Origin of the sequence: Streptomyces sp. NPDC048349 (genome assembly GCF_040651925.1) — a bacterium.
Classification (GTDB): domain Bacteria; phylum Actinomycetota; class Actinomycetes; order Streptomycetales; family Streptomycetaceae; genus Streptomyces.
In genome coordinates this window covers 1-15019 of record NZ_JBEZLA010000067.1, presented here as the reverse complement: position 1 = coordinate 15019, position 15019 = coordinate 1, and the positions used below count along the sequence as shown (strand labels likewise).

15 protein-coding genes are annotated in these 15019 nt (G+C 70.8%); 7 read left to right on the top strand and 8 right to left on the bottom strand.

Features of this window, described 5'->3' with window-relative positions; all coding sequences use genetic code 11:
- Positions 1 to 54: 54 nt before the first annotated feature.
- The 6 genes from AB0D44_RS28745 to AB0D44_RS28720 all read right to left on the bottom strand — a co-directional run bounded on the left by AB0D44_RS28745 (position 55) and on the right by AB0D44_RS28720 (position 6475).
- Complete coding sequence (locus tag AB0D44_RS28745) at positions 55 to 1263, bottom strand: acyl-CoA dehydrogenase family protein (protein WP_362596183.1); 1209 nt, start codon at positions 1261 to 1263, stop codon at positions 55 to 57.
- Positions 1264 to 1348: 85 nt separating this feature from the next.
- Positions 1349 to 3565 (bottom strand): iron-containing redox enzyme family protein, encoded by a 2217-nt coding sequence (locus AB0D44_RS28740; RefSeq protein ID WP_362596181.1) that lies wholly within the window; start codon positions 3563 to 3565, stop codon positions 1349 to 1351.
- On the bottom strand, positions 3565 to 4527 hold the full coding sequence (locus AB0D44_RS28735) for a 3-oxoacyl-ACP synthase (RefSeq protein ID WP_362596180.1): 963 nt from the start codon (positions 4525 to 4527) through the stop codon (positions 3565 to 3567). The genes AB0D44_RS28740 and AB0D44_RS28735 overlap by 1 nt, the downstream gene beginning before the upstream one ends.
- Positions 4524 to 5417, bottom strand: a complete 894-nt coding sequence (locus AB0D44_RS28730) for an isocitrate lyase/phosphoenolpyruvate mutase family protein (protein ID WP_362596178.1) — start codon at positions 5415 to 5417, stop codon at positions 4524 to 4526. The genes AB0D44_RS28735 and AB0D44_RS28730 overlap by 4 nt, the downstream gene beginning before the upstream one ends.
- Before the next feature lie 45 nt (positions 5418 to 5462).
- Positions 5463 to 6254 (bottom strand): alpha/beta fold hydrolase, encoded by a 792-nt coding sequence (locus AB0D44_RS28725; protein ID WP_362596176.1) that lies wholly within the window; start codon positions 6252 to 6254, stop codon positions 5463 to 5465.
- A 14-nt stretch (positions 6255 to 6268) separates the two neighbouring features.
- Entirely contained in the window at positions 6269 to 6475 is a 207-nt protein-coding gene (locus tag AB0D44_RS28720) for a hypothetical protein (protein ID WP_362596174.1), read from the bottom strand.
- A gap of 260 nt (positions 6476 to 6735) precedes the next feature.
- On the opposite strand from AB0D44_RS28720, the gene AB0D44_RS28715 reads away from it, so the two are divergent.
- Positions 6736 to 7542 (top strand): LuxR C-terminal-related transcriptional regulator, encoded by an 807-nt coding sequence (locus AB0D44_RS28715; protein WP_362596172.1) that lies wholly within the window; start codon positions 6736 to 6738, stop codon positions 7540 to 7542.
- A 135-nt stretch (positions 7543 to 7677) separates the two neighbouring features.
- Here AB0D44_RS28715 and AB0D44_RS28710 read toward each other — a convergent pair whose 3' ends face one another.
- The gene (locus AB0D44_RS28710; RefSeq protein ID WP_362596170.1) at positions 7678 to 8622 is read right to left on the bottom strand and encodes a DMT family transporter; all 945 of its coding nucleotides are present in this window, start codon (positions 8620 to 8622) and stop codon (positions 7678 to 7680) included.
- Between the two features lie 9 nt (positions 8623 to 8631).
- Positions 8632 to 9579 carry a LysR family transcriptional regulator gene (locus AB0D44_RS28705; protein WP_362596168.1) on the bottom strand — a complete coding sequence of 316 codons (948 nt, stop codon included), beginning with the start codon at positions 9577 to 9579 and terminating at the stop codon, positions 8632 to 8634.
- 295 nt (positions 9580 to 9874) lie between these two features.
- On the opposite strand from AB0D44_RS28705, the gene AB0D44_RS28700 reads away from it, so the two are divergent.
- The 6 genes from AB0D44_RS28700 to AB0D44_RS28675 all read left to right on the top strand — a co-directional run.
- Positions 9875 to 10813: a hypothetical protein gene (locus tag AB0D44_RS28700; RefSeq protein ID WP_362596166.1), complete on the top strand. Its 939-nt coding sequence runs from the start codon at positions 9875 to 9877 to the stop codon at positions 10811 to 10813.
- The gene (locus AB0D44_RS28695) at positions 10810 to 11835 is read left to right on the top strand and encodes a DMT family transporter (protein WP_362596164.1); all 1026 of its coding nucleotides are present in this window, start codon (positions 10810 to 10812) and stop codon (positions 11833 to 11835) included. The genes AB0D44_RS28700 and AB0D44_RS28695 overlap by 4 nt, the downstream gene beginning before the upstream one ends.
- Complete coding sequence (locus AB0D44_RS28690) at positions 11832 to 12821, top strand: pyridoxal-phosphate dependent enzyme (RefSeq protein WP_362596162.1); 990 nt, start codon at positions 11832 to 11834, stop codon at positions 12819 to 12821. The genes AB0D44_RS28695 and AB0D44_RS28690 overlap by 4 nt, the downstream gene beginning before the upstream one ends.
- Positions 12814 to 13551 carry an alanyl-tRNA editing protein gene (locus AB0D44_RS28685; protein ID WP_362596160.1) on the top strand — a complete coding sequence of 246 codons (738 nt, stop codon included), beginning with the start codon at positions 12814 to 12816 and terminating at the stop codon, positions 13549 to 13551. The genes AB0D44_RS28690 and AB0D44_RS28685 overlap by 8 nt, the downstream gene beginning before the upstream one ends.
- The gene (locus tag AB0D44_RS28680; protein ID WP_362596158.1) at positions 13541 to 14743 is read left to right on the top strand and encodes an aminotransferase class I/II-fold pyridoxal phosphate-dependent enzyme; all 1203 of its coding nucleotides are present in this window, start codon (positions 13541 to 13543) and stop codon (positions 14741 to 14743) included. The genes AB0D44_RS28685 and AB0D44_RS28680 overlap by 11 nt, the downstream gene beginning before the upstream one ends.
- A gap of 44 nt (positions 14744 to 14787) precedes the next feature.
- On the top strand, positions 14788 to 15019 hold a 232-nt coding region (locus AB0D44_RS28675; protein WP_362596156.1), incomplete at its 3' end, for a hypothetical protein.

The following is a 15019-nucleotide window of genomic DNA, read 5'->3' as shown; positions in this document are numbered from 1 at the left end:
TCGGCATGTCGGTGCCCGGGGGCCGGGCGGGGGCGTCGCTGGGGGAAGCGTGCGTCAGAGATAGCGGGCGGGGAGCGCGGCGCGCCGGGCGTCGAGGGTGCCCGCGATCGTCAGCCGCATGACCTCCGAGGTGCCCTCGTATATCCGCAGGGAGCGGATCTGCCGGTACAGGCGCTCGGTGACGCTGTCCGCGACCACACCCGCCGCGCCGAGCAACTGCACGGCGGAGTCGACGACGTGCTGGGCTTCCTCGGTCGCGTACAGCTTGGCGATGCTCGAATGCCGGGCGAAGCGCCTGCTGCCGTGGTCGGCCTCCCAGCCCGCCCTTGCCACCAGCAGCGCCGCCGCGTTGAGCTTCACGTCCATGTCGGCCAGGGTCGCCTTGGTCAGCTGGAGGTCGACCAGCTTGTCGTTGCCGATCCGGCGGGTGCGGGCGTGGGCCAGCGCCGTGTCGGCGGCCCGTCGGGCGAAGCCGAGCGCCGCGGCGCCGACCGTCATCCGGAACCGCTCCAGCAGGTCCATGGCGATGACGAAGCCCTTGCCCGGCTTGCCCAGCACGGCCTCCCGGGGCAGCCGGCAGTCCTCGAAGGAGAGGTGGCCGAAGGCGCGCGGTGCGACCGCGTCCAGCCGCTCGTGGACGTGCAGGCCGCGGGAGTCGGCCGGGACGAGGAAGGCGGTCAGCCCCAGGGGCCCGGGGCCCTCGCCGGTGCGGGCGATGACGACGTACACGTCCGCGATCCCGGCGTTGGCGATCCACGCCTTCTGTCCGTTCAGGACGTACCCGCCGTCCTCGTCGCGCTCGGCCCGCAGCCCGACCGAGGCGATGTCCGAACCCGCCTCGTGCTCGGACACCGCGAACGCGCCGATGAGCGAACCCCCGGCCATCTGCGGCAGGTAGTGCTCCTTCTGCTCCTCGCTGCCGTACCGGATGACCGGCGTGGCGGCGAGGGCCTGGATGGAGAAGGCGAAGTCGGCCAGGTCCTCGGCGTAGGCGAGTGCCTCACGCATCAGGCAGATGCTGCGGAAGTCACCGGGCAGGGCGTCGGGCACGGCCCGCGGGTCCAGGAAGGCGAGCCAGCCGTCCTCGCCGAGGGTGCGCACCAGACGCCGACCGGCCTTCTCCGGGTCCTGTCGGCGGACCTCGTTCCACAGGGGGGCGCGGCCGTCGCACCAGGTGCCGATGGCGTTCGCCAGGCCGCGGTGCCGGTCGTCGTAGAAGGGGAGGGCCAGGATTTCCTGGTCGAAGGCGCTGGTGAGTTCCAAGACAGTTCTCCGTGCGAGGGGGCGGGCGTCGGCGGGTACGGCGTCGGGTGCGGGGCGCCGGGCTTCGGGCGCCGGGCGACGGGCGTCAGATGAGCAGGCCGGCGTCGTCGTCGGCGGGAGCGGCGGCCGCTTGAGCGGCACGGACCTGCCCGACCAGCTTGTGCTCGACGAAGTAGGCGAAGGAGGCGTAACCGCGCCAGATGCGGCGCCACTCCCGTTGCACGGCTTCCTCGCCCGAGGTGCGCCGGACGCCGTCGAGGTAGGAGACGATGATGTCGGCCGACTGCCGGGCGTGCCCGGCGGAGAAGTTGTCGATCGACAGGTGCGCCTGCTCGTAGCCCGCGTCGAGGTTGTGGCTGCGCAGCTTCTGTATCTCGTGCAGTCGCATCGCTCCGAGACCGAACATCTCGATGCCCAGGTTGTAGCCGAGGATCTCGTTGTAGAGGGTGTCGGGGAACAGCGCCAGGCACACCTGGTGGATGGAGAACCCGTAGAGCCCGTCCGGCAGGTCGCCCTGCTCCAGGAACTCGTCCTGGCGGATGTGCGGCAGGTGGATGTCCATGCTGGCCAGCACCTGGTGGATGAGCGTGATGTGGTTCTTGTCGAGGTCGCCGCGGCCCATCTCGTCGGCGTAGATGGAGAACAGCATGTGGTCGCTCTGCCGGTGGTTGCGGCCGAGGTTGCCGATGCGCTGGGCCCAGGTGCCGTCGATCAGGCTGCCGAGGGCGAAGGTGCTCTGCTCGAAGATCACCGTGTCGCGGTCGGGGATCTCCGTCAGGGGCTGGTACGGGTTCACCAGCTTGTCCCAGTAGATCGCCTCGACGCGCGCCATCAGCGCCTCGGGCGTGTAGTCGAAGTACTCGGCGTCGGTGAGGGTGCCGCCCGCCCCGTGGGTGAACAGCACTTCCGCGTCGGCGAGGTTGGCTTCGGCCCGGTCCCGGGCGGTCCCCAGGATGTGCGGGAACTGCTCGATGTTGACCACGCGGTGGAACAGCTGCCGGTCGTCCAGGCCGGACGGGGCCTCGACGAGGACCGTATCGGCGGGGTCGCTGCCGCGCAGCGCCTCGGACCAGGCCAGGGCCTGCGCGTCGCCGGCGGTGTTCGGCCGGAAGTCGAGGTCCGCCGGCTCACCCGCCGCGATGGCCTGCGCCCACTCGGTGAACACGGCCGCCTCGTGCTCGTCGAAGATGCCGAACATCGGCCCGCCGAACTTGATGGACCGCAGGAACCGGCACACGCCCTCGCGCGCGGGCTTCATCTGCCGGGCCTCGCGGAACTGGCCGACGAAGGCCGCCAGATCCATGTTCTCGTCGTCGAGCCACTCCGACAGCCGCCGGTCGCCCAGGCGCACACTGCGGTGCTGGCGGCCCGCGTACGGCGCGTGCCGGGCCACGATCCGCCCGACCCTGGCGTCCAGGGACAGTCCGTCGTGCCAGTCGGCCAGCTCGCCGAGGAGCGCGGTGTGCTCCCGCTCCAGGCGCAGCACCAGCTCGATCGCCCGGACCGTCCGCTGCCGGTCCTGCGCGCCGGTCGGCGAGCCCTCCGTCAGCCTGAGGTACTCGGCGAGGACCGTACGGGCCCGGGCCTCGTCCAGGCAGGGGGTGTCCGTACCCAGCAGCAGGTCGTCGACGCCCAGGGCGGTCACGGCGTAGTGCACGCCCACCACTTCGGGCAGGAACGAGGCGGGCAGCCGGGAGAGCGCGAGGTAGAACGAGGCGTGCAGCGCGGTCAGCGGGCGCGCCTCGGTCTCCTTCAGGAAGTCCACGGTCTCGATCTCGGGCAGGTGCACCTCGAGCTCGGTGAGCGCCCGCCGCCGCTTGGCGAGCAACCCGCGCTCGGGGGTCCCTTCGCCCTGCAGGTGGAAGTACTGGCCGAAGAGCCGGTTGACGATGACCGACGGCTGGGTGGCGGTCTGCGAGACGTTGTCCAGCCAGCAGCCGGCGAGCAGCATGAGGGGTGCGCGCTGGCGCAGGACGAGGCGGTACGTCTGCGGGGCGCGCTCGCGCAGGCCGGCGAGGTCCGGTTCCAGGGCGCCGCGGGCCTGCCGGACGCGGGCGGCGATCGCGTCGGCGTCCGCGGGGGCCTCGTCCCCTTCCGTGGGCAGGAAGGCGTGCAGGGCCCGGCGGGCGACGAGCAGGGTCGTCTCGCTCTCCTGGTCGTCGAGGAGTTGCCGGAAGACGTCGGCGGGCCCGGCTTCGAGGACCGTGGTGGCGGCCTCGGCGGCCTTCGGGCTGAACCGGAAGGGGGCGCGGGGCAGGGAGGTGGTCAGGTCCGGGAGGGGGAATCCGGTGTGCGCGTTCATCAGAACTCCGAGGTTTCGTCGCTCGTCGGCTGCTGGGCGGCGGACAGCTTGCGCAGGAGTACGCCGACGCGTACGCCCGGCACGCTCGACGCCAGGAGGTAGAGACCGCCGTCGCGCAGCGTTCCCGCCTCGGCGCGGTCCACGAGATTGATCAGGGGGTCGGCGGCGAAGCAGTGCCCGACGCGCGAGATGTTGTCCAGGAACAGCTGTCCGGCGCTGAAACCGGCCTGGCGTTCCTTCAGGACGACGACCGGCTTGAAGAGGTTCGGGTGCAGCAGACCGTCCACGTCCTCGAGGGTCAGCTCGAGCGGCGCGAGGATGCGGTCGTTGACCACGCGCGCCAGGTCCGAGCTGATCTCGTGGGACCAGCCGAGCGAGGGCGGGTCCTGCGCGGAGGCGCCCCCGAGGATCTCGTACGCGTCCTCTCCGTACGGCCGGGCGCTCACCAGGCAGGCCGCCGAACCGTCGCTGAACAGGGCGAAGTTTTCCATCCGGACGGACTCGTCGGATATCCGGTCGGTGGTGACGACCAGCACCGTGCGGTGCTGCCCGGAGGCCACCAGCGCCTGCGCCAGGCGCAGTCCCACGAGCAGGTTGGTGCAGCGGTTCAGGGTGACGCCGGTGAACGCGGCGTCGGTCAGCCCCAGTCCGGTCATGACCGCCTGGACGAAGCCGCCGTGCGTCCGGGGGCCGCCGGGGAACCGGGTCGAGCAGAGGATCAGGGCGTCGACCTGGTCGGGTCCCGCCCCGGCCGCGGCGAGCGTCGCCCGGCCGCTTTCCACGGCGAGCGTCTCCAGGTTCTTGCCGGTGCGGTGGATCGTTCCCCAGCCCCACAGCGGGGCCTTGGCCGGCATGCGCAGCTCGGCGGCGCGCGCGGTCAGGTTCGCGATGGTCGTGTGGTCGGCCGGGTTCTCGCCGAGGACGTAGCGGGGGGCGGACAGATGGACGGGGGTGGCATTCACCGTGGGGAGTCGCTTTCCTGACCGGCCGGCGGGGCCGGTGTCATCATCGCGTTGGCTGCGGGGTAGGGAAGGGCGTCCGCTCCGAAACCGAAGGTCCCGTGGGTACGGATCTCCTCGGCGGCCCGGACGACCGAACCGAGCGCCGCCCGGGCCAGCGCCGAGCCGACGCTGATCCGTCGTACGCCGAGTTCGCCGAGCTCGGCCACGGACAGCGGCAGGGCGGGCGAACCCATCAGGACGTTGACCGGGCGCCGGACGGCGGCACACACCGCGCGCACCGACTCGGCGTCCGGGAGGCCGGGCGCGTAGAGGACGTCGGCGCCCGCGGCCTCGTACGCCTGGAGCCGGCGGATGGTGTCCGCCAGGTCGGACCGGCCCTGGAAGAAGTTCTCGGCGCGGGCCGTCACGGTGAAGGGGAAGTCGAGCTCACGGGCGGCGGCCACGGCGGCCGCCACGCGCTCCACCGCCTCCTCCAGGGGGCGTACGGGGTCGTCGGCGCGGCCCGTGGAGTCCTCGATCGAGCCGCCGACCAGACCCGCTGCGGCGGCGAGCCGAATCGTCTCGGCCACCTCGCGCGGCGTGTCGCCGAAACCGCTCTCCAGGTCGGCGGAGACCGGCAGGTGCGTCGCCGCCACGATCTCCGCGGCGTTCGCGAGGATCTCCCGCCTGCCCACCAGATTGGTTCCGTCGGGCCGGCCGAGGCGGTAGGCCAGTCCCGCACCGGTGGTGGCGAGGGCCGCGAATCCGAGGCCGGTCAGCAGCCGCGCGGTTCCCGCGTCCCAGGGGTTGGGGATGACGAAGGGCTCGGTGCCCTGGTGGAGCCGGCGGAAGGCCAGGGCGCGGGCACGCTGGTCGACGGGGTCTGTGGAAGGGGTAACGGGCAGGTTCACGGCAGGAGTTCCTCTGTGGCACGGGTGTCTACGGGTCCGGCACGGTCAGATGAGTTCGACGTGCCAGTCGCCAGGCTGCCCGACGCCGGGCGCTGCGGACAGGAGCGACCGGAGGATGTCGGTGACCGACCGCGAGCGGCCGTCGAAGTAGAAGTGGCCGCCCTCGGACCAGTGCCTGGCCGGCGGCTGGAGGCATTCCTGTTCCCACGGCTGCAGCCCGGCCTCGCCGATGTGCGGGTCGTCCAGACCGTTGATCAGGGTCACCGGTACGGACAGGGGTGCGGCCGGCCGGTAGGTGTAGCCGGCGACCATGCGGAAGTCCGCGCGAAGGTTCGGCAGGAGCAGTTCCTGCAGGCCCTCGTCGGCCATGACCTCCGGCGGCAGTCCGCCGAAGAAGCCCACGGCCTGCGTGAACTCCCGGCCTTCCAGCCGGGCGGCCTCCACGACCCGCCGCGTGGGCAGCAGTGAGGGGGCCGAGCAGCCGGAGGCGACCAGGTGGCGGAAATCCGGCAGATGACCGATGCGCCGTGCCACCTCGAAGGCCAGCACCGCGCCGAAGCTGTGGCCGAAGAGGACGAAGGGGCGGTCTGCGGTGGTGGAGATCTCGCGGGCCACGGCATCGGCGAGGTCCGCGACATCGGTGAGGGCGGGCTCCCGGTAGCGGCGGCCGCGTCCCGGCGGGCAGAGCCCGGCGATCTCGGCCACGCCCGCCAGGTCCGGCTGCCACCCGAGGAACGAGCGCGGGTTGCCGCCGGCGTGCGGGAAGCAGTAGACGCGTGCGGCGGGGCCCGGCTCGGATTCCGTTCCGTCGCACATGAACCAGGGGGAAGAGCTCACGGGAAAGACCGCACTCACGGAGTCGCCTTGGGGGTGGGTGAATTCCAGCCAACATCGGCCAGAATCTTTACGTCATCCGATGCCTGGTGGGCCGTGTCCGTGTGCGCGGCGGACACCGCGAACAAGCCACCGGCCAGCGTGGCGGCAATGCCCGCCGCGGCGATGCGGACCGTCAGGCGCGAGCGGAGCGACGTACTGGGGCGGGAAAGGTTTACCAACATTTCGTCAAGCCTCCCAAAAGAGCGGGGCATGTGCCGCCGGACCGTTTAGTGGAGTGGTGGGCGGTCGCTGTGACCCGCCTTGATCACTCTCGAGTCCGGATCGACTTTCGCTCAAGCTCCGAGATGTCTCATATTCCCGCACTGCTAAAATCCGATGGATCCTAAAAGCCGCACACCGGGAAGTATCGGACATCCAGTCGGCTCTGAAAGACCCTTGGAACACCCGGAAACTGGCAGGACGGACGAGTGGGAGAATGCGAATGGAACAAGAAATTCCGGATGGGCCCAGCGGTGTGCAGCAGCTCATGTCCGAGCACCTGCAGGCGCTCTCCCGGCTCGTCGCGGGCGGCCTGGCCGACTCGCCCGCCACGTCGGCCGCGCCCTCGGCCGCGACGGCTCCCCCCGACACACGGATCAGCTACCACTTCGGGCTCGAGGCCATCGCGGCCGCCATCGACGAGGCTCTCGCCGATGCACGCAAGGAGATCCTGACCGCTCAGCCCGACGGGCCGCGCCCCGGACCGATCCTGGACGAGGCCCTCGAATCCGTGCGCCGCCAGATCGCGGGGGGCGTCGCCATGCGCACCCTTTATCAGCACACCACGCGATTCGACGAAGCGACGAAGAACTACGTGCGAACCGTCTCCGACTACGGGGTCCAGGTCCGCACCCTGGCCGAATTCTTCGACCGGATGATCATCATCGACGAAGACGTCGTGTTCATCTCCGCGAATGAGGACCGCACGCATGCGATAGCCATCAGGGAGCCCGCCATCGTGCGCTTCCTCAAGGACATATTCGACCGTTCCTGGGATCGCGCGAGGCCTTTCCCCTTCGTTTCGACCCATGCCACGAGGGCGGCCGAGCAGGTCATTCCCTCACTGCGGATATCGATCAGCAAACTGCTCGTAGCGGGCTACCCCGACAAGCAGATCGCCCGCCGGCTCGGTATCAGCGAGAGATCACTGCAAGGGCATATCGCGGCGATGAAACAGGAACTGGGCGCACACACCAGAATCCAGTTCGGCTACGAACTGGGCAGGAACGAGACCACGCTCATCCTGTGAGGCGAGGAGCCGGACACGAAAAGGAGGGGCGGGAACGAAAAGGGATCAGGGGCGGGGACATGAAAAGGGGCGGGGACATCATGTCCCCGCCCCTGTCCGTGTCGCCTCCGGCCGTGCCGGTCCCGGCGGGTCACTTCAGCGCGCTGTCTCCACACTGGCCGCCGGTGCGGCGGTCTCCTCGGTCCCGCGCCTGCGGAACCCGGGCATCCGGGATACGGCCACGCCGCCCAGGCAGATGGCACCGCCGAGGAGGGTGACCCAGCCCGGTACCTCGTCCAGCGCGAGCCAGGAGATGAGGACCACCACGGCGGGCACCGCATAGGTGGTGGCCCCCATCTTCCCCGCCGTGGTCCGCGACAGCGCGTACGCCCAGGTGGTGAAGGCCAGGGCGGTGGGGAAGAGGCCCAGGTAGACGACATTGAGCGTGGCCGACAGGGGCGCCGCGGACAGGTCCGACACCAGTTGCCCGCTGAACGGCAGACACGCGACGGCGCCGATCAGACAGCCGTACGCCGTGACCTGCATCGGGGTGGCGTGGCGCAGCGCGGGCTTCTGCATCACCACGCCGGCCCCGTACGCCACGGCGGCCAGCAGGCACAGTCCGAGGCCCAGGACCGAGGACGATCCGCCGCCGGAGGACGAGAAGCCGACGACCACGGCGCCGACGAAGGACACGGCCATACCGGCCAGCAGCAGCGGCGGGAAACCTTCCTTCAGGAACCAGCCGCCGAGCAGCGCGACCACCATCGGCCCCACGTTGACGACCATGGACGCCGTGCCCGCGTCGACCAGTTGCTCTCCCCAGTTCAGGACGACCATGTAGACGCCGAACCAGAGCACCCCCGATCCCACGATGCCGGGCCATGCCTTGCGCGGCGGCACTCCCCCGCCCTTCGCCAGCAGCAGGCAGACCAGCGCCAACGAGCCGGTCAGCAGGCGCCCCAGCGCCAGCGCCCCGGGTTCGAAATGGTCCGCCGAGGCACGGATGGATACGAACGCGGAGGCCCACAGCACCACGGTGACCGATGCGGCTAACAGTGCCCCTCGATCCATTCCGGATCGTCCAGATGATGAGTTCATACGAGCAACCTAGCCTGGGCCGCGGCGGACCGGTGACGTCCCCGGCAAGCGGGCGGCGGATCGTTCCAGTTCGCGGAGCATGAGCCCGACCGCCGGCACGGAGGGGGACGTCGCCATGGACAGGGCCACCACCTCCCGGCGCACGGTGGGCTCCAGGCGGAGCAGCCGGATCGGCGCCGACGGCGGTCCGCCCAGGGCCAGTTCGGGAAGAACGGCGACCCCCAGACCGGCCGCGACAAGCCCGATCACGGTCGGATAGTCGTCCGTCCCGTACTCGGCGTGCGGCTCGAAGCCGGAGTGCTCGCACAGCTGCAGCAGATGGCGGCGACAGCGGTGACAGCCCATGATCCACGATTCCCCGGCCAGTTCGGCCAATTCCACTTGGCCCGCCTCCGCGAGGCGGTGCCCTTCCGGAACCAGCACGACCAGAGGGTCGGTGAGCAGCGGGCGGACCGCGAGGTCCTGCCACTCCTCTTCTGCGTTCGCGCCCGCGCCCGGGATCTCCGGGTAGCGGAAGGCCAGGGCGATGTCGCAGTCGGCATTGCGCAGCAGGTCGATGGAGCGCGGCGGAGGGGCCTCCGCCAGGGAGACCTCCACGTCCGGATGGGCGGCGCGCATCGCGGCGATGGCAGACGGTATCAGGGCCGACGTGCCGCTCAGGAAGGAGGTGAGCCGGACCCGGCCGGTGCGCAGCCCCGCGAACGCCGCCATCTCCTCCTCGGCCGCGTGGAGTCCGGCGAGCACCCCGGCCGAATGCCGCACCAGGGCCGCGCCGGCCTCGGTGACCCGTACTTCACGGCTGGTGCGGATCAAAAGCGGAGTGCCCATTGCCAGTTCGAGGGATTTCATCTGCTGGCTCACGGCCGGCTGGGTACAGCTCAGCTGCCGGGCCGCGGCAGCGAAAGAGCCCGTTTGCGCAACGGCGCGCAGCGTGCGGAGATGACGCGTCTCGATCATGGGGCGAAACGTAAGCAGGAGAAATGGAAACGAGCAACTCCGCTTTAGGGAACGGTGGTATCGGGCGTTATGGACCCATCGGCCGGTCCACGGAGTGATACGGGTGCAGTTTTACCGAGTCTTGAACATCAACCGTGAGCGGGGAGTATGCATAAGAAGTCCTTTCGCCACCGATAAGCAAGATGATCTTGAACGGGTCGCCTATCGGGGCAAGTAGAGCAAATCGGTCGCGCGATGCGGTTCACGATCGCCGCCGCGATGCCCTCGCTTATGGCAGCCAGCAGGTTTCCTTTGGTTGCCGGACGCACTCGACGCCACGTACAACGACCCCATGCACGACAAGATCGCCAGCACCGTCCACGGCGCATTCGGAGAAATACTGCAGGGCTACACCGTCGGCGAGCGCGGGTACGAGCACTTCCTCTTCACGGCGCCCGTCGAGGAGTTGAGCTGCACGGCGCGGCTGCGACGGGCCGAGGGCCCCGGCACGCAGGCACTCACGATCAGCCCGGCCGACCGCACCAAAGCGCTCGCCGCCTTCGAGGCCCTCGGCGCCGAGCTGGGGTTCCCCCACGCCGGTCTCACCATCGACATCACGTCGAACATCCCGGTGGCCAAAGGACACGCGAGCTCGACCGCCGACATCCTGGCCGTCGCCCTGCTCTGCATCCGGGAGGCCCACCCGCAGACCCCCGTGCCGGTGGCGCACGCGCTCGCCCTCTCCGTGGCCCGAAAGCTCGAATACGGCGACTACCTGCTGCATCCCGGAATCGCCTCCTGTGCCCAGCGGTCGCAGACCCTGATCGCGAAATACGATACGGATCTGCGGTGGAGCATCGTCGGAGTCGACGAGGGCGGCTGGGTGCGCACGGAGGAGTTCCACCGGGAAATCCCGGAGGACCCGGGAAAGGCCAGAATCTACGAGCGGCTCTTCGCCGAACTCGATGCGGCGCTCCTCGCGAACGACGGCAATGCGGCCGCAGAAATAGCGACCCTCAGCAGCGAGCTGCACAATGACCGGCTCCCCAAGAAATCCCTGGGGGACCTGATGGCGGTCAAGAAGGAGTGGGGGGCCCTCGGCGTGTGCGTCGCACACAGCGGAACGGTGGCCGGGCTCATCTTCTCGAAACACCAGACGGACCACGATCTTCGTGTCGCTGAATCCCGGAGAGCCCTGCACTCTCTCGGCTACGACAGCGACCTCTACACACTGAAGGAGTCGGGGCGCTCATGAGCCGCGCAGTCACGACGGACTCGACGACAGAGGCGGGACACGAGGTCCTCCCCGCACCGGTCGCGGCCGGGCCGGAACCCGCGGCGGAGGAAAAGCCGGGCAGCCGGGCCCGTTCGCAGCTCATGGTGCTCCTCGCGGTCTGCTGCCTGGCCCTCGGCGGTGTCTTCGTCCGGATCAGCGAGGTGGGCCCGGTGGCCACCGGCGGATACCGTTCGCTGCTCGCCGCACCCATGCTGCTCGGCATGGCGATGGCCGCCGCACGCCGCACGCGCGCGAACGCCGCCGCCGCCACGGCCGCCGGCGCCGACGGGCCCGGCACCGCCACTCGGATCGGGCGGCGGGACCAGCTCCTGATCGTCCTGGGCGGGCTGTTCCTCGCCGCCGACCTGTGCCTGTGGAACATCTCGTTCCTCTACACCTCGCTGGCCGAGGCGAACCTGCTGGCCAATCTGGTGCCGTTCATCATCGCCCCGCTCTGCTTCCTGCTCTTCGGCGACCGGCTTCCGTGGCGCCTCGCGCTGCCCGCCCTGCTCGCGCTGGCCGGCCTGTACATCCTGGTCATCCTCGGAACCGGCCTCGACCCCCGGCACCTGCGGGGCGACCTGCTCGCCCTGGCGACCGCGGTGTTCTACGCGCTGTTCCTCGTCGTGGCCAAGGGCCTGCGCGAGCGCCACGAAGCCACCCGCATCATGGCCACCCTCAGCCTGGTCTGCGGCCTCGCCTGCTTCGCCGTGGCGGCCCTGCTCGGCGAGAGCCTGTGGCCCACCAGCGCGAAGGGCTGGCTCGTACTGATCGCCCTCGCGGTGACCTCGCAGCTGCTCGGCCAGACCCTGATGGCACACGCCGTGAAGTTCCTGCCGCTCCAGCTCGCCGCACTGTTCGTGCTGCTGCAGCCGGTCGCAGCCGCCGTCTACGGCCTGGTCCTGTTCGACCAGCGCCTGAGCCTGGTGCAGATGGCGGGCATCGGCGTGCTCCTCGTGTCGATCTTCTGGGCCAAGAACCTCCTGGAGGGGAAGAAGTGAGCCTGACCCTGGACCACCCGGCGGCGCCGCACCACCGCGGACCCGACCCCTACGAACTCATCGAAGAGCTCAGCCGCCTGAGCACCGTGGACTGCGGCGGCTTCGAGGCCTCCCGACTGCGGCTGCGCGCCATCCACGGCAGCCCGGCCACCGAGTCCAGCTTCAAGTCGATCCTCGGCCTCGGCCTGCTCCTCCTGGCCCGTGAGCAGGGACTGCTCGCCGAGGGCCAGACCGTCATCGAGTCCACGTCGGGCTCCCTGGGCCTCGGCCTGGCGGTGGCCGGCCGGCTGCTCGGGCACCCCGTGCACCTGGTGACCGACCCCGGCATCCCGGACATCACCCGGCGGAAGATCGAACTGGTCGGCGGGGTCCTGCACATAGCCGCGACCCCCCATCCGGTCCTCGGCAGCCAGCAGGCCCGCGACGACCTGCTGCAGTCCATCCGGTCGGAGCACCCGGACTACTACTGGACCAACCAGAACGACAGCCCGCTCAACCCGCAGGTCTACACCCGGTGGGTGGTACCGCACCTGATGGGCGCCCTCGACTTCTCCCGGATCACCGCCGGAATCTTCTGCGTGGGCAGCGGCGGCCACTTCGCGGCCCTGTCCGCGATGCTGGAGGCCAAGGGCATCCCCTCCTACGTGGCGGACCGCGAGGGTTCGATCACCTTCGGCGGCGCACCGGCCCGGAGCATCCTGCGCGGCACCGGCAACCAGAACCGGATCCCCGCCGTGATCGACGCGGCCAGGAGCCGGGTCGCGGGCGTCTACCGGGTCTCCGACGCCCAGGCCTGCGACGGCGTGCGGGAGCTGGCGGCCCGCGGGCTCAGCGTGGGCGGATCGTCCGGCGTCTGCTACATGGGCGCCCGCCGGCTCGCCGCGGACCTCGGCCCGTCCGCCGACGGCGAGATCCTCACCTTCTTCGCCGACCGCGGCGAACTGTACGGAACGACACTGCTGAACGGAGGACGGACCGATGATTAACCCCGCCCTGTGGAGCAAGGCTCCCGCCACGGCCCAGCTCTTCCACCACGACCCGTACGCGACCAGCGCGACGGCCGTCGTCCTGGCGGTCGAGGGCCACCACGCGATCTTCGACCGCTCCCTGTTCTACGCCGAGTCCGGTGGGCAGGTCGCCGACCAGGGAACCGTCGACGGACTGCGGGTGGTGGACGTCCAGAAGGCCGGGGGCCGGCCCTACCAGCTGCCCAACGGTGAAGTCGCCACCATCGACGCGGTGTTCTGCCACGTCTTCGGGGAGCCCTGCTCGCTCGAGGTGGGCGCGGAGGTCACCATGGAGATCGACTGGGAACGCCGCTTCCGCAACATGCAGATGCACACCCTGGCGCACTTCCTGTTCCACGCCACCGGTGAATACCTCACGGCGCACGGCCAGACGCGCTCGACCCGCGGCTGTCACATCAGCGACAGCGCCGCACGCTTCGACTTCGGCTGTGCGATCCCCAGCGAGGCGGTGCCGGAGATCCAGGACCGTGTCCTCGCCCTCCTCGGGTCCGCCGGGGAAGCGGTCGTGACCCCCCTGCCGGGGGCCGACGACGTCTTCGTCTGGCGTTCGGGAGAGATCGAGATCCCGTGCGGCGGCACGCACGTGCGGCATCCCAAGGAGATTCGCGGCGGCATCAGCGTGCGTCGGCGCACCAAGGGCAAGGGCGGCACCCGCCTCTACGTCGAGCTGGATCGCGATGCCGACTGACGACCGTCCCCCGCACGCGGCCGCCCCGGTCCGGGCGGCCGCGGGGCCGGACGCGCAGGCCCCGCGGTTCATAGCGGACATGGACGTCCTGCGCGGCCGGCGCACCCTGAAGTGGCAGGTGGGCGGGCTCGAGCCGGACCGGATCTGCCTCGGCGTCGCCGAAATGGACCTGGAGACCCCGGACTTCCTGCGCCACGCCCTCGAACGCGCCGTGCGGGACGGCGAGACGGGATACGGCCTCACCGGCGAGCAGGAGCAGGCCTGCGCACTCCATCTGGCCCGTGAGCACCACGCCTCCCCCGCAGGATTGCGCTGCACCACCGACATTCTGGCCGGGCTGCGGACGCTCCTGCGCGACCAACTGCCGCCCGGCAGCCCCGTCATCGTGGAGACACCGGTGTACGGCGACCTCTTCACGGTGGTCGAAGAGGCCGGCATGCGCCCGGTGGCCGTACCCCTGCTGCGGGACGCGGCCGGCTACCGCAACGACTTCTCCGCACTCCAAGCCGCCGCGGCGGCCGGCGCCGCGGCCTGGATCCTGTGCCAGCCGCACAACCCGGTGGGCCGGGCCTGGAACAGCGAAGAGATCACCGCGGCGCTCTCCCTCGCCGTGGAGCACGACCTGCTGCTGCTCGCGAACGAAGTGCACATGCCGCTCGGGCTCGCGGGGCAGCCGCGCTCGGTGTTCGCCGACCCCGCCGTGCACCGGGCCCGGGTCTTCGGGCTCACCTCGGCGTCCAAGGCGTTCAACATCGCCGGCCTGAAGAGCGCCACCGTCTACGCCTCGGACCGCACGGCCGGGGCACTCGCGGGGATGCCGCAGGGTCTGCTCGGGCGGCCGGGAAGCCTCGGCGCCATCGCCACGGTCGCCTGCTACGAGCAGGGGACCGGATGGCTGGCCGCGCTGCGCGCCCAGCTCGCCGAGCACGTGGAACTGGTCCGGGCGGAACTCGCCCGGCTCCCCCTGCGGGTGGACGTCGTCGCCCCCGAGGCCACCTATCTGGTGTGGGCCGGGTTCCCCGCGCCGGACGAGGCGCAGCGCTTCGCCCGCGCCCTCGCCGACGCCCGGGTCCACGCCCTTCCCGGAGCCGCTTTCGGGGGCGACGCGTACGCCGGTCACTTCCGGATCAACGCCGGCAGCCATCCGGCGGTGCTGGGCGAGGCGTTCGACCGGATCCGGGCGGCGCTGTGAACGGCGGCGGGGTGGCCGGGCAGACCTGAGGATCCTGTGGTCGGGTGGGACCCGGTGGGACCCGGGCGGGAATCGCCTGGAACTCCGGGCACGGCGAGCCGCTCGATCCGTCGTCCACGCGGGCCCGTCGTCCACGCGGGCCCGGCGCCCACTGGTGCCGGGCGTCCGAGCGGGCCTGGTGCGCCCGCTCGGCCCGGCGTCCGCGCGGGCCCGGCGTCCAGGGCCGCGGTGTCGCCGCCGCGGTGCAGAACCTGCTCGACAACACCGGGCTCGACA